At 31.1% G+C, this 25,120-nt stretch carries 22 protein-coding genes and 2 rRNA genes; 9 read left to right on the forward strand and 15 right to left on the reverse strand.

What is annotated here, in order from left to right; genetic code table 4:
- Window position 1: 1 nt before the first annotated feature.
- The 3 genes from map to secY all read right to left on the reverse strand — a co-directional run bounded on the left by map (window position 2) and on the right by secY (window position 2,883).
- Complete coding sequence (map, locus tag AC0B4K_RS03870) at window positions 2–751, reverse strand: type I methionyl aminopeptidase (RefSeq protein WP_465103868.1); 750 nt, start codon at window positions 749–751, stop codon at window positions 2–4.
- Between the two features lie 69 nt (window positions 752–820).
- On the reverse strand, window positions 821–1,459 hold the full coding sequence (locus tag AC0B4K_RS03875; protein ID WP_465103869.1) for an adenylate kinase family protein: 639 nt from the start codon (window positions 1,457–1,459) through the stop codon (window positions 821–823).
- Window positions 1,453–2,883 carry a preprotein translocase subunit SecY gene (gene secY, locus AC0B4K_RS03880; RefSeq protein WP_465101888.1) on the reverse strand — a complete coding sequence of 477 codons (1,431 nt, stop codon included), beginning with the start codon at window positions 2,881–2,883 and terminating at the stop codon, window positions 1,453–1,455. The genes AC0B4K_RS03875 and secY overlap by 7 nt, the downstream gene beginning before the upstream one ends.
- A gap of 167 nt (window positions 2,884–3,050) precedes the next feature.
- On the opposite strand from secY, the gene AC0B4K_RS03885 reads away from it, so the two are divergent.
- Window positions 3,051–4,583: a transposase family protein gene (locus AC0B4K_RS03885; protein ID WP_465103870.1), complete on the forward strand. Its 1,533-nt coding sequence runs from the start codon at window positions 3,051–3,053 to the stop codon at window positions 4,581–4,583.
- A gap of 816 nt (window positions 4,584–5,399) precedes the next feature.
- Here AC0B4K_RS03885 and AC0B4K_RS03890 read toward each other — a convergent pair.
- From AC0B4K_RS03890 to truB, 11 genes are all read right to left on the reverse strand, one after another.
- Entirely contained in the window at window positions 5,400–6,173 is a 774-nt protein-coding gene (locus AC0B4K_RS03890; RefSeq protein WP_465103871.1) for a hypothetical protein, read from the reverse strand.
- Window positions 6,160–6,318, reverse strand: coding sequence for a hypothetical protein (locus tag AC0B4K_RS03895; protein ID WP_465103872.1), 159 nt, complete (start codon window positions 6,316–6,318; stop codon window positions 6,160–6,162). Before AC0B4K_RS03895 ends, AC0B4K_RS03890 begins: the two co-directional genes overlap by 14 nt.
- A gap of 78 nt (window positions 6,319–6,396) precedes the next feature.
- Window positions 6,397–7,485, reverse strand: coding sequence for a S8 family serine peptidase (locus AC0B4K_RS03900; RefSeq protein WP_465103991.1), 1,089 nt, complete (start codon window positions 7,483–7,485; stop codon window positions 6,397–6,399).
- Window positions 7,458–8,186 (reverse strand): hypothetical protein, encoded by a 729-nt coding sequence (locus AC0B4K_RS03905; RefSeq protein WP_465103873.1) that lies wholly within the window; start codon window positions 8,184–8,186, stop codon window positions 7,458–7,460. Before AC0B4K_RS03905 ends, AC0B4K_RS03900 begins: the two co-directional genes overlap by 28 nt.
- A 527-nt stretch (window positions 8,187–8,713) precedes the next feature.
- Window positions 8,714–11,603, reverse strand: a 23S ribosomal RNA gene (locus AC0B4K_RS03910).
- A gap of 289 nt (window positions 11,604–11,892) precedes the next feature.
- Window positions 11,893–13,401, reverse strand: a 16S ribosomal RNA gene (locus tag AC0B4K_RS03915).
- The 16S and 23S rRNA genes sit together here, the layout of an rRNA operon.
- A 514-nt stretch (window positions 13,402–13,915) precedes the next feature.
- Window positions 13,916–14,107: a 50S ribosomal protein L28 gene (rpmB, locus tag AC0B4K_RS03920; RefSeq protein WP_465101890.1), complete on the reverse strand. Its 192-nt coding sequence runs from the start codon at window positions 14,105–14,107 to the stop codon at window positions 13,916–13,918.
- A gap of 24 nt (window positions 14,108–14,131) precedes the next feature.
- Window positions 14,132–14,398: a 30S ribosomal protein S15 gene (rpsO, locus tag AC0B4K_RS03925; protein WP_465101891.1), complete on the reverse strand. Its 267-nt coding sequence runs from the start codon at window positions 14,396–14,398 to the stop codon at window positions 14,132–14,134.
- A gap of 125 nt (window positions 14,399–14,523) precedes the next feature.
- The gene (locus tag AC0B4K_RS03930; RefSeq protein ID WP_465103874.1) at window positions 14,524–15,372 is read right to left on the reverse strand and encodes an FAD synthase; all 849 of its coding nucleotides are present in this window, start codon (window positions 15,370–15,372) and stop codon (window positions 14,524–14,526) included.
- The gene (locus AC0B4K_RS03935; protein WP_465101893.1) at window positions 15,373–16,188 is read right to left on the reverse strand and encodes a YcsE-related riboflavin metabolism phosphatase; all 816 of its coding nucleotides are present in this window, start codon (window positions 16,186–16,188) and stop codon (window positions 15,373–15,375) included.
- Window positions 16,176–17,027 carry a tRNA pseudouridine(55) synthase TruB gene (gene truB / locus AC0B4K_RS03940; protein ID WP_465103875.1) on the reverse strand — a complete coding sequence of 284 codons (852 nt, stop codon included), beginning with the start codon at window positions 17,025–17,027 and terminating at the stop codon, window positions 16,176–16,178. Before truB ends, AC0B4K_RS03935 begins: the two co-directional genes overlap by 13 nt.
- Before the next feature lie 99 nt (window positions 17,028–17,126).
- On the opposite strand from truB, the gene gmk reads away from it, so the two are divergent.
- From gmk to AC0B4K_RS03980, 8 genes are all read left to right on the forward strand, one after another.
- A complete protein-coding gene (gene gmk / locus AC0B4K_RS03945) occupies window positions 17,127–17,738 on the forward strand; it encodes a guanylate kinase (protein WP_465103876.1) in 612 nt (203 codons plus the stop codon).
- A 61-nt stretch (window positions 17,739–17,799) separates the two neighbouring features.
- Window positions 17,800–18,651 (forward strand): ribosome small subunit-dependent GTPase A, encoded by an 852-nt coding sequence (gene rsgA / locus AC0B4K_RS03950; protein WP_465103992.1) that lies wholly within the window; start codon window positions 17,800–17,802, stop codon window positions 18,649–18,651.
- A gap of 8 nt (window positions 18,652–18,659) precedes the next feature.
- The gene (locus AC0B4K_RS03955) at window positions 18,660–19,331 is read left to right on the forward strand and encodes a ribulose-phosphate 3-epimerase (RefSeq protein WP_465103877.1); all 672 of its coding nucleotides are present in this window, start codon (window positions 18,660–18,662) and stop codon (window positions 19,329–19,331) included.
- Window positions 19,332–19,441: 110 nt separating this feature from the next.
- Entirely contained in the window at window positions 19,442–19,870 is a 429-nt protein-coding gene (locus tag AC0B4K_RS03960) for an LSm family protein (protein WP_465103878.1), read from the forward strand.
- 10 nt (window positions 19,871–19,880) lie between these two features.
- A complete protein-coding gene (locus AC0B4K_RS03965; protein ID WP_465103879.1) occupies window positions 19,881–21,614 on the forward strand; it encodes a NusA N-terminal domain-containing protein in 1,734 nt (577 codons plus the stop codon).
- Window positions 21,601–21,894 carry a YlxR family protein gene (locus AC0B4K_RS03970; protein ID WP_465101900.1) on the forward strand — a complete coding sequence of 98 codons (294 nt, stop codon included), beginning with the start codon at window positions 21,601–21,603 and terminating at the stop codon, window positions 21,892–21,894. Before AC0B4K_RS03965 ends, AC0B4K_RS03970 begins: the two co-directional genes overlap by 14 nt.
- The gene (gene infB / locus AC0B4K_RS03975) at window positions 21,870–23,675 is read left to right on the forward strand and encodes a translation initiation factor IF-2 (RefSeq protein WP_465103880.1); all 1,806 of its coding nucleotides are present in this window, start codon (window positions 21,870–21,872) and stop codon (window positions 23,673–23,675) included. The genes AC0B4K_RS03970 and infB overlap by 25 nt, the downstream gene beginning before the upstream one ends.
- Window positions 23,676–23,683: 8 nt before the next feature.
- Complete coding sequence (locus AC0B4K_RS03980; protein WP_465103881.1) at window positions 23,684–24,193, forward strand: adenine phosphoribosyltransferase; 510 nt, start codon at window positions 23,684–23,686, stop codon at window positions 24,191–24,193.
- A gap of 30 nt (window positions 24,194–24,223) precedes the next feature.
- Here AC0B4K_RS03980 and AC0B4K_RS03985 read toward each other — a convergent pair whose 3' ends face one another.
- Entirely contained in the window at window positions 24,224–25,120 is an 897-nt protein-coding gene (locus tag AC0B4K_RS03985) for an MAG1430 family protein (protein ID WP_465103882.1), read from the reverse strand.

The following is a 25,120-nucleotide window of genomic DNA, read 5'->3' on the forward strand; positions in this document are numbered from 1 at the left end:
ATTAAATTCCTTTCGTAAGAACAATTCCATTGCCGTCTTTAATTAAAACTGTATGTTCATAGTGCGCTGTGTTTTTGCCATCTATGCTAACTACAGTTCACCCATCTGAAAGAATCTTAATTCCTTTACTTTGGGTTATCATTGGTTCAATACAAATTACCATGCCATCTTTAAGTAAGGGCCCAGTGTTTTTTTTACCATCATTAGGTACATACGGATCTTCATGTAATTCTAAACCAATGCCATGGCCTGAAAATTCTTCTGGTGTATATAAATTGTTCTTTTTAATATATTGACCGATAGCTGCTGAAATATCGCCAACCCGAGCACCTTTTTTAATGGCTTTTAAGCCAGCTTCAAAAGCACCTTTGGCTACTTCAATTAGTTTTAAATCAGTTTCTGTTACATTACCAACTGGTTTAGTAAATGCACTATCGCTATTATAACCTTCTCATAGACAACCTAGGTCAACACTAACTAAGTCTCCATCCTTAACTTTATAATTTGATGGGATTCCATGGATCAATTCATGATTAACAGATATACAAGCTGTTGCAGGAAAGCCATATAAACCTAAGAAAGCTGGTTTAGCTCCCCTTTTAATAATTTCTTTAAAAGCTAATTGATCAATGTCTTTTAAAGAAACCCCTGGTCTTATAAAGTCTCAAATAATTTGTTTAACTTCTGCCAAGATTTGACAACTTTTAGTAATTTTTCTAATTTGCTGTTCGTTTTTAATTGTTATTGCCATTATAGCCCTCCAAAAAGTAGAATATGAAAAAAGATACTTAACTAAAAGTATCTTTATTTTACCACATTATTAAATTAATTCTAATACTTTTTGAGAAACTTCGTCCGGGCTTAAAGTAGCTGAAATATTGATGAAATGACCTTGATTTTGATAAAAATCTAATAAAGGTTTTGTTTGCTCTTCGTAGATCTTTAAACGATTATTAATTTTATCTGGTTTGTCATCTTCACGAATAATTAATTCTTGATTATCTAGATCACAAAGTCCACTAACTTTAGGTGGTTTAAAACTTATATGGTAACTTGTCCCACATTTTTTACACAACCTGCGACCACTTAAACGCTCGATAATGACTTCATTTGGAACATCTAATTTAATAATTTTAAAGGAAAAATCTTGTTGTCGATTTAGAAATTCAGCTTGTTCTTTCGTGCGAGGATACCCATCTAAAATAAAGTATTTACCTTCTGCTTTAAATTTATTAATAGCGTTTAAAACAATGTTATTAGTGACTGAATCTGGGACATAACCACCAGAATTAACATAATATTCAACTTGTTTGCCAAGTTCCGTTTGATTCTTTATTTCATTACGAAAAATATTTCCAGTTGATAAATGTACTAAATTTGTTTGATTTGCAAGAATTGAGGCCACTGTACCTTTTCCTGCACCTGGAGCTCCCATAAAAATTAAATTTGTTTTTACCATAAAAGTCCTTCATTTTTATTAATGTTATTTTCATCATCATTAGCTAATTCTAAGTTTTTATATGTTTGGTGTTTAGCTAACGAAAGTTTATTTGATTTATTACGTGCTTTTAATTGACCAACTGTTTCCAATGCTGTTGAAACTAAAATCATTAGACTAGTTCCACCAAAGGCAATACTTTGTGGTAAAATTCCGGTCATTGTTTGCACAAATTGCATACTTGCTAAAATTACTAAGTAAAATGATGAAAAAACACTTAATCTAAAGACAACTGCAATTAAATAGTCTTGTGTATCTTCTCCGGGTCTAAGGCCTGGGATATAAGTAGAATTCTTAGTAAAGTCTTCAGCCACTTTATCTACTTTTGATTGTTGAATTCCCATAATTAATGAGAAGAAAAATACGATTCCAACTAAAAGTCCAAAACCTACTGGTGAAGTGAATTGCATGTTAAGGTCAATTCATTGCTTTGCGGCATTAGTTTGCGGCAAGATGTTTGCAATCATTGATGGAAATGATAAAACCATCATTGCAAAAATAATAGGCATAATTCCACCTGGATTTAGCTTAATTGGCAATTTACCAATTTCTTTTTTATTTTTAGATCTTCCAGCCCCAACTTGTTGAATTGGAATATGTCTTTCTGCTACATACACAATAGCAATAATTAAAAGAACAACTAAATATGTAAAAACATATGAAATAAAGCTTAAGATATCTCCAACAATATTTTGACTTTTTAAATCACCAATATAGTAAACAAAAGCAGATTGGAATTGGAATGGTAATCTTGCAGCGATTCCTGTAAAAATTATTAAAGAAGTTCCATTACCAATTCCTTTATTTGTGATTTGCTCGCTAATAAAAAGAGCAAATAATGAAGCGGCAGTTAAGATCATTGGCACTAAGAAATAAACAATAGTAGTTTCAGAAAAAATATCTGTTCCGGTAATTTGGATAAAACTTGAGCGTAAATTTCCTGATGATAATGATCTTGTTAAAAATACAGCTTGTGGATAAGCTATCACAAGAGTGATAAAACGTGTCATAATGTTGATCTTACGTCTACCTTGTGGTCCTGATTGACTCATCTTATGAATTGGTGGTACAAGTTTTGATTGTAAAACCATCATAATTAAGGATGCATTAATAAAGGGACTAATCCCTAGGGCGAACATTGAAAATTGGCGCAGCCCTCCACCACCAATTAAATTTAAAGTATTTAAAAATGAATTATCATTAATTTGGTTAATATTTGAAAGTTTGATAAATGGTGCGGTAATTGTCGTGCCAGTTATAAAAATTATTAATAAGAAAAATGTGAAAATCCCCTTTTTTCAAAGTTCTTTACGTGATCAAAAATCTTTCCACTTATTATTAAATTTATAAAATAACTTTGATAAAGAGAGTGTTAAATTTTGCAATTTTACTCCTAACTATTTAAATATATCTCTATTATATTAAAAAAATGATATTTTCGAAATATTAAAATAACAAAATAAAAGCGACTGTCCAATGACAACTATTTAGGTCCATATATAAATCCCACCGAAAGTGAACTAATTTAATTAAAATATGGTATAAATTATTTATGAGAATCAAACATAACATAGATAAGTACAAAAACTTAACAAACTACGAACTAAAAAAGCAGCAATCTCTCATATTAATTGCTACAAATATTGAAAAATCTTTATCTCAACTTAGTTTAATCACAAACCTTAGTGTATCAACTGTAAAAAGATATAAAAAAATAATAAAAAGTAATCAAGAAATTAACATCAGTCATAAAAATAAAAATCAACAAAGAAGTTGCAAAGTTACCGATTCAGAAATTGAATTAGTGTTTAAAGATTATTTAAAAACATGTGAAATTATTTTAAATAGCGTTCTAACAAATAACCAACTTTCGTTTAAAAGTTATTATTATTCAGAATATGGTTCTTTTATAAGGCAAAAAATTTCTTACAAAACTTTGGTAAGAAGATTCAACCAATTAGGATTATTTAATATACATACAACCAAAAGAGGAAGAAAAATAGCAAAAATATCAAAGAAGAAAACTTCACAAGAGACAACATTGCTATTAAAAAAATATTATAAACAAATTAAACAAAATGAAAAACAAAGACAAGTTTTGGGTCTAAAGAAAAATTTAGAATTTGGTGAAATTGTTGAAATCGATGCTCAGCTTGAACCATATTTAAAAAATAATAAACCATTCTATCTTTATCATGCAATTGATGTTGCTACTGGAACATTATTAGCAGCATGATTTGAAGAACAAGAAACAACATTAGGATATCAAAGACTGTTAGAAATAGTATTTAAGAAATATGGATTTCCAAAGAAAATTTATACTGATAAAAGAAGAACTTTTTGGGGAAACGAAAACGCACAAACAATTTTTGAAAAAGATTTAAATAAAAAAGGAATAGAAGTACTCAGTTCATCTAATCCCAAACATAAACCTCACGTTGAGAGATCTTTTAGAACATCATTAGATCAATACCCATTATTAATTCATGAAAACGGATATAAAGATATTAATGATTTAAAGCAAAATAACGAAGTATTTCAAAATTATTACAACACGAGGAATAAAAAAATAATTTCTAAACATAATGTCTTTCAAAAAGAAGGAAAGAAAAACGGCAATTGAGCCGTTGATTTAGAGATTAATAGAAAAGTTTTAAATGGTGTTGTTAGATACCAAGGTAAAAACCTTGCAGCTTTCGATATGCATGACAAAAGGATTATATTTCCTTATAATTCTGATGTTGTGTTAGTACATTGTTCTGATGATAATTTGTATTTTAAATATAATGGAAAAAAATACTTTGCCAAAGAACCTAATGGAAAATATCTAAGCTTTACAGAAATGTGAGCTCTTGAGAAAGGTTTAGATTATTCTATCCCTGCCGTTGGAAAACTAGCATTTATCCATAAGAAAACAAACTCATTTTTTAAAACTCTTGAATTATACATCTCAAAGTTTAATAGTGTCTCTGTGAATGCACAAGGAAATAACCTTGAAGCCAATAAGATTATGGCTGAGTATTTAGAGATACTTCGAACATTACACAGAAGCATCAATGATGAAATAAAAATTGATGCATATTAATTTTAATATTTTTTAATAAAAAAGAAAATAATAAAAATAGAAAACACGGGCACGTGTTTTCTGGAAGTTTTGCTTACTTTTTCAAAAGTAAGGCCCCCTTGATTGCAATCAAGGGCGGGGGGTTAAAAATCTTTTTGCTTCATTTTGAAATTTTATAGTTAATTTAACAATATGCATAATTATGTCTTAATTTTTTAGACAGTAAAAACATCAAAAAATATATAAATTTTCCAATTTAGTTGCCAAAGAAGAAAAAAATTTTTTTTCTTTGTTTTTTCGTTATCTTTTTTTTGTAACAAAAGCATCATAATATAAATCAAAAAATAAAAAAATGATTAACCCCAACAGTCTGGGCAAAAAATTAAAAATGTAGTTCAAAAAAGTAGTTATTCTACAGATATTTTCGAAATATTAAAATAACAAAATAAAAGCGACTGAATTACAAATATTTAAGTCTATATATGAATCTTGCCTAAATAGAGCATATTTAACTAAAATATGGTATAAATTATTTATAAAATAATTTATATTTATTATTAGTAAACTCAATTAATTGGTAAGTTTATAGCATATATTATAATTTTGTAGTAATAACAATATTAATGTAATTAATAAAAATTTTAAACTTTAATATCGCTCTTTCATTATTTATAAATAGTAAATGCATTTATTGGTTATATTAAATATATTAGAAATTAGCACACATTGAAATAAAAACTTAGGTTAAAGTAAGATCATTAATACTATAAAAAATAATTAAATAAATATGAAAATATTCGGCCTTCCATTGCCGAACATTGATTACTGTTTATATTATTATTCTTTTTTATACGATTTCTGGAATTCATTATTATAATAACTTTTAAGGATATTAACTTCTTCTTGGAGTTTGTCTAAGTCTGTACTTCCAAAAGTAAAATCAGGAGTCATACTAAGAGTAAATTTTTCTCTTTTTGGTAATGTAAAAACTTTTCATAACTGTTCTGTAAATACTCTTTCATCAACAGTTAAAGTTAAATGGTTATTAATGATTTTTAACTCAACAGTATTATCTGATACAAAAGGTATGATAATTTCTGAAAACGTTCCACTTCTGCCTGCAGTTAATATATAAATATCATTATTTTCAAGTTGCTGATAAACGTTCGCATAATTTAAAAAAGCTTTTTCAAATGCAGATATTACTTGCGCAGACGTCGGTTTATAGTCTTCCAAAGTATGTAAATCTTGATATCTTTTTATTATTAAATTCTCAAATTCTTCTTTTGTAGATATTTTTACAAGTTTTAAACCATATTTATTATAAACTGGTTTTGTTATATGATCAAAGAATTTATATGTATACAAATAACCATTTTTTTCTTCAATTTTTGTTTGATTTTCAGGGGTTGTAGAAACTTTTAAATATCCTTCTTTTGATATTTTATCAAATTGACTGGAAAATTTTCAATAAATTTTAATACCTTCATCCAATAAATTCCCAAACTTTTTTAGGATATTATCAGGATCTTCTGTTTTAGAGCAAGCAATTGTTGCAAAAGGTAATGCAAAGGCAGGCACACCTATTAATAATTTTTTAATTATTTTCATTTCTTACCACATGGGTTACTGCGACTAAGTCATCAACAGAATTAGTATATTCTGATGATGAGTATTTTTTTATTACATATCTATACAGACCTCCTTTTGTTGCTTTGTGTTCGATTAACTCATCATTAGATGCAACAGTAGACACCCTTTTTATTTCAACCCATTTACCATTTGACTCTTTGTACTCAAGGAATAAATCATAATCAGTAAACCATCTATGACCTTAATACTTAATGGTTTCATTAAATTTTGGCCAAAATTCTTTGTCATGAATTTTATTTCAAAATTTTCTTATTTCTTCTTCATCGGTATTTGATGAGCCAGGTAAATTGCTATGCCCAGTTCACCAATTATAATTTGTTTGATAACTTTCTCAGCTAGGAATATTTTTTAGTACACCAGCGTTAAAGGTTCATGAACTTGATACTTTTATTGTTTGGTTTATATTCAAAAAGATCTCATTGCTTGTAAAAACTGTTCCAGTTTCTTTAGTTGGTTTAATGCTAATTGTTCTATAGTTTCTAGCTGCCTCATGCATTTTTATACCATCTGGTGTTCCGGCCCCGTATTTTTGTTCATATCCACTAGATTTATATTGCAATTCTGATAACTGGGGGGTAACAGCAGATGCAGATAAAATTGCTTTTATAATGGGTACTCTTAATTCTGTTTTGTTAATTTCAGGATACTTTTTTAAGAAATTAGATACTAGGCCAGCTACCAGTGGCGTTGAGAAACTTGTGCCATTAATAATTTCATGGCTATCTTTAACTCATTTTTGGTAAAAAATATTATTATAAAATCCTGGCGCTACTACAAGTGGTTTTGCTAGGTTTTCATATTGAGTATTTAACTTATAATTTGAAGTATTAATAACTTTATTAGTTTTTAAATTATATTCACTTGCATTTTTATCTAAGGAACCAACTATAATAGAATTAAAAGATAGTTTACTTTTTGTAATTTGATGGTCGGTTTTATTTCCATCGTTTCCTGCTGAAATAAAATTAATAACACCGTATTTTCTTGAAATATAGTCTAAATAATATGCCTCATCTTCATAAAGTTTATAGTAATTTGTCTTATTACCATTGTAATTTGGTCCATAGCTATGATTAATAATTCTTACACCATCATCAATTATCATTTTTTCAATTGCTTCTTGCCAGTCTTTATGCTTTAAGAATTTTGATAAATAGACAGAAGATGATCTATCTACTCCAAATTGGCTACCTGCTATCATTGAAACCATAATCCCATGTTCATCAATTGTAGAATTAGGTTCTAAAACAAGATCTTGGTTAATTTTAATTCCACCTCTAAAAAATTCTTTGTATTTATCATCAAATTTTTCTTTCCAACTTCTAAAACCCCTATTTTTCCAACTCTTTTATCTAAAAAACCAACATCAGCTTTTATTATGCCCACATTTTTTTCGACAGATTGTTTAAAATTATTTAGGTTTTTATTTGGTGCTATATTTAAATGAGAATATGCTCTACGGTAATAATCGAATCCAGGATCGTTGCCTCAAACTCCTTGGTTAATATCTTGATTTTTATATATGATTATTTTATAAATTTCACGTCAGTTCTTAATGTGATTTACAAATAATTCTCTATCAGATTCAGTTTTAAAGTAGAATAGTACAATTGGCATTATTCTGCTACTACTTGATTCTGAAAATACTAGGTTACTATTTGTAACCTTATTAATAAAATCATTGTTAAATTTTCGAATAAAATCCTCATTATCAGTTTCAAAACCTGGATTTAACAATAATTTAAGTTCAAAATCATTATTAACTGGTTTGTTAATTAACTCTCCATTTGGTGATCATTCCTTAATAATTAATTGATCCCTAATTTCAAATTTTGTATTATTTAAGTTATTATATCAATAACTATTAGTTGTATTTTGCTTTGCTACTTTAGTATTTGGAATTAAAGTTGCGCCTGTAAATGCTACTGACCCTAAAATCATTAGTAGCGATTTTTTAACTTTTGATAACATTTAGTTGTCCCCCCTTGTGTATTTTATAAGTTTTAATTTGTGCAGCTTGTTTTCTTATAAAAGTGCACATATTAATTATAATAAATATTTAGAAAGATAAAATCGTAAAAAGATATATATATATATATATATATCTTTGATAGTAATTTTATATTTAGATTACATAATTTAAAATTAAACACAATATTTTATTATAATTTATTAAATAAATTAATTCACTTATACTTTCACTATATCTTGCTTACATTTTATAAAGAATTTTACATACCATTCATTTCTAAGAAAAACACAATAGAATTAAATAGTCTTTACATAATTTTAAAATTAATAAAAAATTAAAAAACTAAAATTAATTTAAGGATGATCCTATATACTAAATATGTTAGTCCATTTAATAAAATATTTTAGTTTAACAAACAAATTAACTTTTTAACCTTTTAACAAAAAACTCCCCTCTGGGGAGTTTTTACTTATTCTCTGAAAACTGAACAGTAAAGTAATTTATTAAAATGTCATGAATACATTTAACTTTTAAACCTATCAATTTATTAGTAATGGTCAGCTGAATGTATTACTACACTTACACTTCCATCCTATCAACCTCGTAGTCTACAAGGAATTTCAAGGGAATACTTATCTTTGAGGAGGCTTCCCACTTAGATGCTTTCAGCGGTTATCCCTTCCGTACTTAGCTACCCAGCTATGCTCCTGGCGGAACAACTGGAACACCAGCGGTACGTCCACTCCGGTCCTCTCGTACTAAGAGCAGCTCTCATCAATATTCCAACGCCCACATCAGATAGGGACCGAACTGTCTCACGACGTTCTGAACCCAGCTCGCGTACCGCTTTAATTGGCGAACAGCCAAACCCTTGGAACCGACTCCAGCTCCAGGATGCGATGAGCCGACATCGAGGTGCCAAACCTTGCCGTCGATGTGATCTCTTGGGCAAGATAAGCCTGTTATCCCCAGGGTAACTTTTATCCGTTGAGCGACTGCCGTTCCATGACGTACAGCCGGATCACTAAGTCCTGCTTTCGCACCTGCTCGACTTGTAGGTCTCGCAGTCAAGCACACTTCTACCTTTGCGCTCTACATACGGTTTCTGACCGTATTGAGTGTACCTTTGAACGCCTCCGTTACCTTTTAGGAGGCGACCGCCCCAGTCAAACTACCCACCACGCACTGTCTCCCCGCCGGATAACGGCGGCAGGTTAGAAACTCAACATACCAAGGGTGGTATTTCAAGGTCGACTCCTTCAAGGCTAGCGCCTTGATCTCACTGTCTCCCACCTATCCTACACATGTTAGGCCAAGTTTCAATACGAAGTTGTAGTAAAGCTCCATGGGGTCTTTTCGTCTTGATGCGGGTACCCAGCGTTTTCACTGGGACCATAATTTCACCGAGTCCAATGTTGAGACAGTTGAGAGATCATTACGCCTTTCGTGCAGGTCAGTATTTAGCCGACAAGGAATTTCGCTACCTTAGGACCGTTATAGTTACGGCCGCCGTTCACCCGGGCTTCATTTCAACGCTTCGCATTAAGCTAACGCATCCACTTAACCTTCGGGCACTGGGCAGGCTTCACCCCCTATACATCACCTTGCGGTTTAGCAGAGAGCTGTGTTTTTGATAAACAGTTGCCCCTCACAATTTACTGTGGCCAACGGTTTAATGTTGGCACCCCTTATCGCGAACTTACGGGGTTAATTTGCAGAGTTCCTTAACATTGGTTTTCTCGCTCGCCTTAGAATACTCATCTTGGGAACGTGTGTCCGTTCTCGGTACAGGTACCCTGTTATTTAAACGTTTAGAAGCTTTTCTTGGAAGTATGAAATCACACAATTCAGGCCAAAGCCTTATGCATCGTAGCTCCCGGTTGTAGAATACGCATTTAACTATATTCACCAGTCACTACTTACCCCTAAATCCATTAATAGGTAGTGTTATCCTTCTCCGTCACTCCATCACTATAACAAGGCAGTACAGGAATATTAACCTGTTATCCATCAGATACGCTTTTCAGCCTCTCCTTAGGTCCTGACTAACCCTGGGTGGACGAACCTTCCCCAGGAAACCTTTCCCAATAGGCGTCGTAGATTCTCACTACGAATCGTTACTCATACCGGCATTCTCACTTCTTAACGCTCCACCAGTCCTCACGGTCTGACTTCGTTGCATTAAGAACGCTCCTCTAACGTACTTTCGTACCCGTGGCTTCGGTATTATGTTTTACTCCCGTTACATTATTGGCGCAAGATCTCTTGACTAGTGAGCTATTACGCACTCTTTAAAGGGTGGCTGCTTCTAAGCCAACCTCCTAGTTGTTTATGAAATCTCACAACCTTTCTGACTTAACATAATTTTGGGACCTTAGCCGACGATCTGGGTTGTTGCCCTCGCGAGCCGGGACGTTAGCACCCCGGTTCCGACTGCATGACAATACACAATGGTATTCGGAGTTTGATTATAGTCAGTACCGCTAGGCGCGGCCATTCCATATTCAGTGCTCTACCACCAAAGTTTAACATCACACGCTAGCCCTAAAGCTATTTCGAGGAGAACCAGCTATCTCCAAGTTCGATTGGAATTTCTCCGCTATTCACAAGTCATCCGGGCACTTTTCAGCGTACTACGGTTCGGCCCTCCACTTGGTATTACCCAAGCTTCAGCCTGCTCATGAATAGATCACCTGGTTTCGGGTATATGTCAACATACTAAACGCCCTATTAAGACTCGATTTCTCTACGGCTCCGCTTTTTTCCGCTTAACCTCGCATGTTAACATAACTCGCCGGTCCATACTGCAAGATGTACGCCATCAGCCATTAACGGCCTCTGACTAATTGTAAGTAAGTGGTTTCAGAATCTATTTCACTCCCCTCCCGGGGTTCTTTTCACCTTTCCCTCACGGTACTAGTTCACTATCGGTGTCTGGTTAGTATTTAGCCTTACCGGATGGTCCCGGCAGATTCAGACAGGGTTTCACGTGCCCCGCCCTACTCAGGATGCTATCAAAAGTTTTTGCTATTTCGCATACGGGAGTATCACCCTCTATGCTAAAGTTTCCCAACTTTTTCTGCTATAACAAAAATTTGTAACTTTATGTAGATAGTCCTACAACCCCACCCTAAGGTGGTTTGGGCTCTTCCACTTTCGCTCGCCGCTACTAATGGAATCATATTTTATTTTCTTTTCCTGTTGCTACTAAGATGTTTCAGTTCACAACGTGTCTCGCAATCAAGACTATTTTATTCATCTTGAAGCAGTTAGACATTACTCTAACTAGGTTTCCCCATTCGGAAATCCCCGTATCGTAGCTCATATCCAGCTCCACGAGGCTTATCGCAGGTAATCACGTCCTTCATCGACTTCCAGACCCAAGGCATCCACCACTCACTCTTACTTATTTAAAAGTTCAATATTTACCTATTGTTGTTGATGTATTCAAAGACATTTTAATAAATTATTCATAAAATAATTACTCGGTTATCCAAAACAAATTGACTAATTTATTTTTTGATGTCGTTGTTATATTAATTTATCTTTACTATTCAGTTTTCAAAGAACAAAATGAGAGAAGTTCTCTCAAAACTAGATATACATGTTGGGTTATCTCAACCATGACATTAAATAAGAAATGATAACCATATCATAAATTGGTAATTGTTACTAAAATGAATTGTAACTTAATGTACTCCGTAGAAAGGAGGTAATCCATCCCCACGTTCTCGTAGGGATACCTTGTTACGACTTCACCCCAGTCACCGGCCCTGCCTTAGGCAGTTGTCTCCGTAGTTAACAAAACCGACTTCGGGCATTACCAGCTCCCATGGTGTGACGGGCGGTGTGTACAAGACCCGAGAACGTATTCACCGTAGCGTAGCTGATCTACGATTACTAGCGATTCCGACTTCATGTAGTCGAGTTGCAGACTACAATCCGAACTGAGAATAGTTTTTTGAGATTTGCTTGATGTCACCATTTTGCGTCTCTTTGTACTATCCATTGTAGCACGTGTGTTGCCCCACTCGTAAGAGGCATGATGATTTGACGTCGTCCCCACCTTCCTCCCAATTACTCGGGCAGTCTCCCTAGAAAATTAACTAAGGATAAGGGTTGCGCTCGTTGCAGGACTTAACCGAACATCTCACGACACGAGCTGACGACAACCATGCACCATCTGTCATTCTGTTAGCCTCCACTATATCTCTATAGCTTTGCAGAAGATGTCAAGAGTGGGTAAGGTTCTACGCGTATCTTCAAATTAAACCACATGCTCCACCGCTTGTGCGGATCCCCGTCAATTCCTTTAAGTTTCACTCTTGCGAGCATACTACTCAGGCGGATGATTTAATGCGTTAGCTGCGCCAATAGATTTTCTATCAGCTAATCATCATCGTTTACAGCGTGGACTACCAGGGTATCTAATCCTGTTTGCTCCCCACGCTTTCGTCTCTCAGTGTCAATATGTGCCCAGTTAGCTGCCTTCGCCAAATTGGTGTTCTTCCTAATATCTACGCATTTCACCGCTTCACTAGGAATTCCGCTAACCTCTACACAATTCTAGCATGCCAGTATCCAACGCAATTTGGGGTTGAGCCCCAAGTTTTCACGCCAGACTTAACATACAACCTACAGACGCTTTACGCCCAATAATTCCGGATAACGCTTGCAACCTATGTATTACCGCGGCTGCTGGCACATAGTTAGCCGTTGCTTTCTGACAAGGTACCGTCAAGGCACTAGCATTTCCTCTAATGCTTTTTCTTCCCTTATAACAGCAGTTTACAACCCGAAGGCCGTCATCCTGCACGCTGTGTCGCTCCATCAGACTTTCGTCCATTGTGGAAAATTCCCTACTGCTGCCTCCCGTAGGAGTCTGGGCCGTATCTCAGTCCCAGTGTGGCGGATCAGTCTCTCAACCCCGCTAAACATCATCGCCTTGGTAAGCCATTACCTTACCAACTAGCTAATGTTCCGCACCCCAATCTCTTAGTGAAGCTTTAAGGCTCCTTTTATATATAATTCATGCGAACTATATAAGTATCCGGTATTAGCGATAATTTCTCACCGTTATCCCAATCTAAGAGGTATATTAAGTACGTGTTACTCACCCATTCGCCGCTAAGTTCTAAAAGAACTCCGCTCGACATGCATGTATTAGGCACACAGCCAGCGTTCATCCTGAGCCAGGATCAAACTCTCGAAAAAATTGACTGTCATGTTTTGTGTGTATATCTAGTTTTCAAAGAACTTCATGCTGCTTTTTCAAAAAGCGCAAGATAATTATAGTACAAAAAAATAAAAACCAAAATATTTTTTTATTTTTTTGTTGGGTTGTTTTTTTAGTGATATTTAAAAAATAAAATAATTCATTGAATTGTTATAAAACCAAGCGACCCATAATATAACACAATAATATATATTATATTTATATAAGATAATTAATTATGGTTTTTGTACATTATTTAAATATAACCATTATAATATGGTAAATTTTAACTTTATATTTTTGTTATATATATATTAATTTAAACCCAATGAATATGTTGGTTGCTTAATAAAAAAGTTATAGGAACTAATACTCCATTTTCTCATGTCTAAAAATGACCAAATTATCAAATTCTTGACAATTTCACTAAGATAAGAAGAGGACTAAACAGGAAAAACATATTTTTTAAAAAGATAAAATAAACCAGCAAATATTAATTTGCTGGTTTATTAATTATATTAAACCTTTTGTTTTTAAGGTTTTAAGAGTTTTTGCACTAACACGTAAAGTCATTCTTCTACCATCAATTGTCACTCTTACTCTTTGTAAGTTAACATTGAATTTTCTTTTTGAAGCATTCATAGCATGTGAACGAGTATTTCCTGATAAAGGTCCAACACCTGATAATTGACATCTTCTTGCCATATTCTAATTCTCCTAACTAATAAATTACTTACGGATATTTAATGCGTCGGTAATTTTGTTGTATTCTTCTAAGTTTGCTTCTTTAAGGTGTTTTAATAATACTTTACGTTGCGCAATTTTAGCTAAGAACCCTCTACGAGAGTGATTGTCCTTAGGATTTTTTGAAAAGTGTGGTTTTAGTAATTCAATATCTTCTGTAAGAATTGCAATTTGTACTAAAACATTACCAGTATCTTTATTGTTTTTACCGAATTTTTTAACTAATTCAGCTTTTTTAGCTTTTGAAACCATAATATCTCCTTATATATTAAATAAATCTATTATGTTTTAAACCTAGTTATAACTCTATTTTGCTGTTATAACCAAGAATAAAATTATTGTTTTGCTTATACTAAGCTTGCTTATTATATCATAACTTAAGCATTTTTCAAATTAACTAAATAATTTTTTGCAACTTGGTAGTCTTCTTTGGTAAGTTGATCTTGTGAACTAGAAATAATTAATCTTTGCTTAGTTAAAAATTCCACATAACATTTTTTCCCTTTTAAATCTTTGAGTAAATTAAGTTCAGATGATAATAAATAACAAAATAGTTCTTTTTGCAATGACACAAGTGTTAAAGATAAATAGGCTAAATCATCTAAATATAAAATCGTTAAATAAATACCTGGATGAATTAAAAGTTGTTTTTGATTAACTAATAACTTAGTTTCATGATAAATTGCATCAATGGTAAAGTTATAAACTAATAAATCATTAATTAAATCTAAATCACCAAATTCTAAAGATTCTTTTAATAAACTTGTTGAAATTTTTTGATTTTTAAATTTAAAAATTTCAACAATCTGCAAATCAATTAATGAATTATTGCTTAGATCTAATTCAGTTGCGCGAAGTCGGTCACTACCAAAAATAAAATCTTGCCCAACAAATACTTTGATTGACTTTTTATTGCTTAATTTATTTAAAAATTCCAAAGCTGCACAACTTCTAACTTTTGCAAAATCTAGTTCAATTACACAATCTATGTTTAATTGAACTAGATTAAAATAGTTAGCATGATTACTTTGAAAATATTTCCCTTTATTTTTAAAGTGGAAACTATTTTGCTGAAAAGTAACTAAAATGATCCGGCCAGGATGTTTTAAAGCTTCTTGATAAAGTTGATAATGGCCTAGGTGAAAAGATTCAAAACTTCCAAGCAAAAAATTATCTGATTCTTTTGTTTCAAAATTATCTAAAGTATAAATTTCTAAATCATTCATTTATATAATTTTTAATTCTTTTAATTTTAAATATGCCCCATCATATTCGCAATCTAAAGCTATATCATTGGCGACACTTTTAAGCCTCTCATTAGCTCGTTGCATCGCAACACCATAAAAAGCATCGCGGAGCATTTCATAGTCATTTGAACTATCACCAAAGGCAATTAAATTATCCATGCTAAAACCTAAATGCTCACATAAAATTCTTAATGCGTTACTTTTAGTTACATTTTTCGGGCTTACCCAAAAGCCTCTTGATCATCTTGATTCAATTTCAACATCTAAATTATTTTGGTCAATATATTCTTGAACTTGCTTTGAAACTTTAGCTGGTTCATTAGTTCCAAAAGTAATTACATATAAATCAGTATTTTGCAACATTCAATCTTGATAATCTAAATAATTATCTTTAAATGGCTTAATAAACCATGTATCTAAATTCATATTTGGACTTTTGTAAACTTTATCAAAATCAGTAACCGAAATTTGCACATCTTGATCTTGGAATTTGTCATAAATATCTAACACAACTTTTTTATCAATAGTTGATTTATAAATAAATTTTTGGGCTTTAACATCCCAAATAAATGAGCCATTAGCACCAATAAAATAATCAACTGGTGCTAATTGTTCTAAAAAATCACCAATTGTTGCAAATTCTCGTGCCGTAGCAACAACACTGACTACATTATTATCTTTAAGTTCTTGAAACATTTTTTTAATTTTGTCAGGAAACACAATATCACCATTAGGCAATAATGTTCCATCAATGTCAAAAGCCGCAACTTTAATAATTTCTTTTAAATTTTTCATATACACCTCTTTAAAAATACTTTTTTAGGATAAAACACTTGTTCTTTAACTAAGCCTACAGCACAAATCTCGTTTGTTGTAGGATTTACAATAAAAATTTCACTCTTATTTTCTAAATTTACTTTAAAACTAGCTCCATTTAATAAAAGTTTTAATTCTGGTTCATTCGCTTCATGAATTGATAAATTAAATAATTCATCATTTTTCACTTGCTCATATTCATTTGGATGCAAATTATTTAGTTGAATTTTACCAATGCTAAGCCGTTTTAATTCACTCATAACACATGTTGTATTTAATAAACTTGCAATATCACAAAGTAAAGTGCGGATATATGTTCCATGTGAAACATCAGCAAGTATTTCAAATTCACAGTTCTCTTTTGAATATGAAAGTATTTTAAGCTCATTAATATTAATTTGTTGGGGTTTCAATGTTATTTCTTTATTTTCCCTTGCATATTCATAAGCTTTTTTGCCATTTATTTTTTTAGCACTATAAACAGGCGGAATTTGGCTTGTAAATTTACTTACTTTGTTTATTGCTTTAATTAAATCTTCTTCGCTAATATTTTTACTTGGCTTTTGAACTAAATTGCCGGTTATATCTAAAGTATCACTTTCTCAAAATAATTTTGCTTTTGCAATATACACTTTATCTTTATTTTGAATATATTCCAATAAACGTGTATCTTCATTAGTAGCTACAATCATTAAGCCTTGGGCTAATGGATCCAAAATACCTAAATGTCCAATTTTTTTGACATTTAATTCCATTGCTAGTTGTCTAATTCGTTTATTCGAATAATCACCTTTTGCTTTGTAAAATTTAAAAAACATATTTATCTATCTTTCTTGTTTTTATATTTTAACACATATTATTTTTTAAGTATGACACAAATATTTGGCAAAATTTCATTCTTGTGTTAAAATTTCTATATGATGGTAAAAAAGAATTCAAGGAAAAAACCAATAATTATTCTATCAGGGCCTAGCGGGGTGGGCAAAGGTACAATCGAAAGATTGTTATTTGAATTTGAAGAATTAAACCTTTCGCTTTCTTGTTCGGCAACAACAAGAAAGCGCCGCCCTGGTGAACTTGATGGAATTCATTACCATTTTATTGATGTTGATCGATTTCGTGATTTATTAAAAAGACGCAAGTTTATCGAATTTTCATACCACTTAAATAACTATTACGGAACTTTAAATTCTGAATTAACAAAAATTCACGATAAAAACATGGTTCCCTTGTTAGAAATTGAAACTAATGGAGTAAAAAAAATTATTAATAAATTTGAAAAAGAGGAATGAAATTCAAAGTATAACTTAATAACTATTTTTATTTTACCTCCTTCAGTAAATGATTTAAAAAAACGTATTGTTAAACGTGGTTCAGAAAATAAAGATACTTTAAAATATCGTTTGAAAAAAGCTGAAATCGAACTTGCAGAAGCTAATATTTTTAAATATAAAGTGATTAATGATACACCAGAACGTGCCGCTAATGAAATTAAACAAATCTTATATTTAGAATTAGGTATTAAATAAAAACAAAAATTATGAAATTTATATTTGGTTTTAAACTAAGTATAAATTTCTTTTGCAATTTATGATTCCTAAATTAAAAATCTTTTCCTTAGTAGCTGGAGTTTACAAAGTAGTAAACTTAGACACAATGCACCGACAAAATATCAAAGCAGCTGGTAAATTAAGGTATTTAAATTTATCGCCAGTAGTTGGTGATTATGTCAAAATTTCAGGCGGTTTAATCACCGAAATTTTACCGCGTAAAAATTATTTGATTCGCCCGAATATTGCTAATATTGACCAAATGATTATTTGTATGTCGGTATACGAGCCAGAATTTAGTTCTTTTTTGCTTGATAAATATTTAAGTATTTTAGAATTTAAAAATATTAAGCCAGTTATTTTTATTACTAAAGCGGATCTTGATATTCACAAAGCAAAAGAATGACAAATGCAATATCAACAAATGGGCTATGAAGTATATTTAATTGACAATACGCAAGAGATAGATAATTCTTATAAATTTATTTTTAAAGATAAATTTAGTGCTTTCATGGGCCAAAGCGGGGTTGGTAAAACCACAACTTTAAACAAGTTAACTAACCTTAATTTTGAAACCCAAAGTATTTCCAAGGCTTTAGGCAGAGGTAAGCATACCACAAGACAAATTCAAATCATTAATTTTCAAGATGGCTTTTTAATTGATACTCCTGGTTTTTCTGCTTTAAAACTAGATTTAGATAAATATCAATTAGCCAAAAGCTTTGAATTATTTCAGTCTTTAGCTAAAACTTGTAAATATCGCTCATGCTTGCACGTTAATGAACCAGATGATAGCTGTGCAATTAAACTAGCTGCTTTGCAGAAAATAATTCCTTTCTTTCGTTACCAAAATTATCTTAAATTACAAGATGAATTAACAAATCAAAAATAGGAGCTAAAATGAAAAAATATGTAACCCCAAGTTTATTAAATGTAGAAATTGACCAAAGATTAAATATGGCTAATACTTTAATTAATAATGGTATTAAATGAATCCATTATGACATAATGGATGGAAAATTTGTACCTAATACTGCTATTTCAGTAGATGAAATTAAACAAATTAACCAGCAAGGTTTAAAACATTTTAAGGATGCTCATTTAATGGTTTTAAATCCTTATGATTATTTAGAATACCTCAAAGACCAAGTTGATATCTTCACCTTTCATTTTGAAGCAATTCAAAATGATCTAGATAAATTTCAAGCATTTTTAAATAAAAACAACCAAGAATTAAAAATTGGTTTAGCAATTAAGCCAAATACAACTGTTGAGCAAATAAAACCATTTTTAAAAAAATTATCATTAGTTTTAGTTATGTCAGTAGAACCAGGTAAAGGTGGTCAGAAATTTATCGAAAGTTCTGTAGATAAAATTAAAGAATTACGTTTATTAAGAATTCAACATTCTTATGATTATTTAATTCAAGTGGATGGGGGAATTAACTCAGAAACTGGTCCTTTATGTTTAAAAGCAGGAGCTGATGCTGTTGTAGCTGGAACTTATTTAGTAGCTATGCCAACTAGTGAACGTATTAACAGTATCTTAGGTAAATTTGCTAACAAAGAATAATGTAAATTTAATTTAAATTTCATTTCGAAATGTTATAATATAAGTGACTAAATCAAGATATATTTTTGAAAGAGTTGCGCTAGCAACTCTTTCTATTAAAAGGAGGTAACATGGATTATAAAAAAATCTTAACAGAGCAATTTGGAGAAGTTATTTTAGGTGCTAAAATCACAAATACATTTGGCCAAACATTAGAAGTAACCGTTGATTATAATGATTTAGATAAAGTTCAAGAAATATCCAAAGCAATCAGTGAGTATTTAGATACACAAAACTGATTTAGTGATAATTATTATCTTGAAGTTTTATCTAAAGGTGAAGCAATTGAGCTTGATTTTGCAAAATTGCCTAATTATATAAATCAAGATCTTAAAATCTTCTTAAAAAAACCTTTTGCTGATCATGATATTTTAATTGCTAAATTATTAGAAATTAATCAAGATATTCTGAAATTGCAATGAAACCAAAAAGGTAATATTCGTAAAATCCAAATTAACCTAAATCAAATTAATAAAATTGAAAAATATATAAAATTTTAAAGGAGATATTATGCCTAGAATTAAAAAAGATACTAAAGGAGCCCCAGTAAATAAAAGCCATCAAGGAGTTTTTTATGAACTTTTAAAAGTGAGTTCAGCACATAAAAAACTGCCATTTGAAGATATTGTGCAAATCTTCCAAACTGAAATTCAACGTGCGATTAATAAATCATACGATCCTGATGCACAAATTGAGATCAGAGTAGATCATGAGAATTCAATTGCCAGAATTATTAATTTAAAAGGTAAAGTTATTGATGATCTTACTAATCCAAATTTTGAACAAGATGAAGATAAAAATATTTACTTTATTGATTTTTTGCTTTCGCAAGTTCCTGAAGACAAACGTGCTAATTATCAACCAGGTAGTGAAATAGAAATTGAATTTAAGTTTGATGATCTCGGAGAAAGATCACGTAAAGCTATTTTAAGTGGTTTTAAACAAGAATCTCGTTTATTAGAAAGATCACGTGTAAAAGAATTATTTGGCAATAAAATTGGTGAAAAATTCTTTGCTAAAGTTAATACCACTTTAAAACATGAATATGATATTGATATCTTCTACAATAATGAAGCATTTCGTGCTTTATTACCAAAGAAAAAAACACCACCCCGTAAAACTTTAAACCCTGGAGCTGATATCAGAGTTATCTTAGAAAAAGTTAACTTAGAAAAAACTGCTACTCCGCTTGAAGTAACTATGCTTGATAAAAATGAAATTAAAGACACTTTAACTAAAGCAATTGTTGAAATACAACGTGGTGATCTAGAAATTGTTAGAATCAGACGAAAATACGGAATTAGATCAAAAGTAGCCGTGCGTGTAAATCCAGAACGTAAGTTTGATTTTGATATTATTGGTTCAATCTTTGGGCAAAATGCCCAAAGAATCAATGATGCTTCAAAGGCAATTGGTGAATCAATTGACATTATTCGTTATTCAAATAATAAAAAAGAATTTATTTCTAATTCGCTTTCGCCTGTTGTCCCAGTTGATATTTTAGTAACCAAGGATCATAGGGCAGCATTTGCAATTGTTAAAGATGAAGATATAACTAGAGCAATTGGTAAAGATGGAATTAATATTGAATTAGCCTCAAAATTAACCGGTATTAAAATTAAAGTAAAAAGTATTCAACAAGCCAACGAACTTAATTTACCATATAATAAAGAAAAACTTAAAGAAACACAATCAAATAAATTATTAGATAAACAATTATTTAAAGCAACAAAGCCAAAACTTGGCAAACGTTCACAAGCTCAAGAATTATTGGATGTTAAAGAAATGAAACTTGCCTTGAGTAATTTTAGTGATGATTTACAAACATTTATTGATAATACTTTAAACACCCCTGAACAAGATAAACCTGCCAGAAAAACAAAAACTCAAAGTCCTAAAAACGATGATATCAACAAACTGTTTTATAATCTAACTAATGAAATGAAAGATTCAGACCAAAGTATTGAGTCATATGAAGATTTAATGGCTACGTGTGATGAAGAGCAATGAGAGTACATTTTCAACCCTTCATTTGCAGATGAAAATGAAGTTTTTGATGATGAAAGCTTTGAAAATAATGAATCAAAAACAACTTCAGAACCTGTTAATGAAAATCCTAAAAAATCAAAAAACCTTGTACAAGTTTATAAAGGAATTAAAGATTTCAAAGTTGATAGTGATTTAGCTAGTTATGGATTATCTGAAAATCTTGACTTTGGTGATTTAGAAGATGAAAATTGATAAAATATTAACGAGAAAATGTATTGCAACAAATCAAATTCTTCCAGTACAAGATCTTGTAAGATTTGATTATCAAAAAACCACTAATACACTTGTAATTGATTGAAATAAAAATCTTAAGGGACGAGGCTGCTATTTTCTTCCAACGCAAGAAAATTGAAAATTAATTATCAAAAAAAGAGCCTTTAATCGCTCTTTAAGGTCTAACATATCAATGGATCAATATCAAGTTTTAGAAACCCAGTTAAAGGAGTTAATATGAGCAAAAAACAAACCAGAATAAGTAATGTCAGTGACATTAAAGAACAATTACAAAATACAAAAACTGAGCTTAAAGATGGTGTTTTTGTATTTACCGGAAAAATGTCAATTATAGACTTTGCCCAAAGTACCAAACTTAATGCTAATGATATTATTAAAAAATTCTTCCTAAAAGGTAAAATGTATAATTTAAACCAAATTCTTGATGAAGATGAAATTGCTGAATTGTGTATTGACAATGGCTTTGACTTCCAAAAAGCAACTAATATCGATGGAACTAATTTCCTTGATGAAGTATTATTTCAAGATCACCAAGATGATCTTGAAAAAAGATACCCAATTATTACAATCATGGGCCATGTTGACCATGGTAAAACAACATTAATTGATAAAATTAGAAATTCAAATATTGTTTCTACTGAATCTAGTGGTATTACCCAGCATACTGGTGCTTACCAAATTTCACATAAAAATAGCAAAATAACCTTTTTAGATACTCCTGGTCATGAAGCTTTTACCAAGATGAGAGCAAGAGGTGCCAAAGTAACTGATATTATTATTTTAGTTGTAGCAGCTGATGATGGAGTGATGCGTCAGACTAAAGAAGCTATTATCCATGCAAAAGCTGCAAATGTTCCAATCATTGTCTTTGTTAACAAAATGGATAAACCTAATAAAGATTTAGATCGTTTAAAAGGTGAGTTAGCTGAAAATGATGTAGTAATTGAAGAATATGGTGGAGATACCCAAATTGTCTATGGATCGGCTTTAAATGGAGATGGAATCACTGATTTATTTGATGCAATTATGCTCTTAGCTGATATTATGGATTTAAAAGCCAATCCAAATCGTTATCCAATTGGAACTATTATTGAATCAAGAATTGATAAAGGTTCTGGTGTTGTTTCAACTATTATTGTTGAAAATGGAACCTTAATCAAAGGAGACTTCATCGTTGCTGGTTCAAAATACGGAAGAATTCGAACTTTAGCAGATGCCCAAGGCGAAGCACTTGACAAAGTAGTTCCTGGTTCTCCAGCTATTATTACAGGTCTAAATTATGCTCCTGATGCTGGTGATAAATTTGTCGGTTTTAACGATGAAAAATTTGCCAAGAAACTAGCCAACGAAAAAGCCTTCGCTGATAAAATGAACTTTTTACATGATAAAAGCATAGCTGCTACAAATGCCGAAGGTAAAAAAGTTATTAACATTTTAATTAAAAGTGATGTGCACGGAACTGCTGAAGCTTTAAAAGGACAAGTTAACTCACTTGAAAATGATGATGCCATTATTAAAGTTATTTCAGCTAGTGCTGGGCACGTTAATGGAAATGACCTTTTACTTTCCCAAGCCTCAAATGCAATCATTTTTGTTTTTAACTTAAAAACCCCAACCACAGTAAAGCAAAATGCTGCTTCGCAAGGGATTAGTTTAATTGAACATAATGTTATTTACAAAATTATTGAAGATTGCCAAAGTTTATTAGAAGGACAAAGAGCTCCAATTTATGAAGAACGTAAAATTGCTAGTGCTCACATTATTAAAGTCTTTTACTATTCAAAAGTGGGACATATTGCCGGTTGTTTAGTAGACTCAGGTACAGTAAAAATGAATGCAAAAGTTAAAGTATACCGCAAAGGTAATTTAATTCACGAAGGAGTAATTGAGAGCTTACGCCGTGAATTAAATGATGTTAAAGAAGTAATTAAAGGAAAAGATTTTGGTACTCATATTAAAAATTTCAATGACATTGCAGAAGATGATGTGCTTGAATTTTTTGAAGATGTACGTATTAATTAAGACATAAAATGAATTTAGAAAAATATATTAAAGATGTTCCAAATTTCCCAAAACCAGGCATTATTTTTAAAGATGTAGCCCCTTTATTAGCAAATGCTAGGGCTTTTAAAGCAAGCATCGATTTAATGGCTAGTTATCTTGATGATGTTGATGTAATTATCTCTCCTGATGCTCGCGGTTTTTTATTTGGAACCCCCGCTGCATATGCTGCAAATAAACCATTTTTAATGGTCCGTAAACCAAATAAATTACCTGGAGAAGTGATTTCCCAAAAGTATGATTTAGAATATGGACAAAATACATTACAAATCCAAGCCAACCACATAAAACCAGGCCAAAAAATCGCAATTATCGACGATGTTTTAGCAACTGGTGGAACCATTGACGCAATGATTAAATTAGTTGAATCACAAGGTGCAAGTATTACTAAAATTATTGTTTTAATTGAATTAACAAACCTTAAAGCATCTCAAAATTTTGATTCAAGTATTAAACTTTACTCATTAATTAAAGCTTAGCAAAAACCTGCCTTAAAGGCAGGTTTTATCTTATTCTTGAGCTTTAGTTGGATATTTTAAAGTATATGAAGCACTAATATTGGTATCTTTGGTATTTAAATAACTTAAGTCATCTTCTTTAGCTTCATTAATAATGGCTCTTAGTTTTGAAGTAAATAAGATGGTATTTTTTTCATGATCAAAACTAAGTTCAATTGAACTAGGAATAACCATTGATGAACTTGATGAACCATAGTAACTAAATACTTTAGTATAAAAGCTTATTTTTTCAGCGGTATTTGCTTTAACATTATTATAAGCTGCTTCAAAATCAGCTAAAGTAGGATATTCGCTTTGTAACACATCTTCTTTTAGTAACACTTCTTTAATAAACATACCTTGGCTATATGAAACTTCATCATAAGGTTTAAAACCATCCAATTTATAAATATATTCAACTTGGGTATTTAACGTTTTACTACCTTTTGGATTTAAAATGAGTTTTAAATATAAAGTACCAGTTAAATCATTAGCATATGAATAAAATGATAAATTATATTTATCTTGATAGAAATTAAGTAAGCGACCTTTAGCATGATTTAAACCAAATAATTTCTCTTGGTTTAAATCACTAGTAATTAATTGTTTTTTTAGAACCAATTGATTGGCCCAAAAGTTTGTATCTCCTCGTGGGGTATTAACAGAAGATTGTAAATACATTGGGCTACTTGCATACTTACTAGCATAAACAATTGTTTTATCAAAGTTACCAACCTCTAATTTAAATTGCCCTAATTCTTCTTTTAACAAAGTAACTTGATCATCATATGTTACTTGTTTAAAAACTTTCGTATCTTTCAGTTTTGTGGCTAAGAGTGGGATTGAACTAAATAGCACAAATAGTCCTGATCCAAATAATATTACTTTACGATAGTTTAGTTTTGCCAT

This window comes from Mycoplasma sp. 11548 (assembly GCF_055523555.1).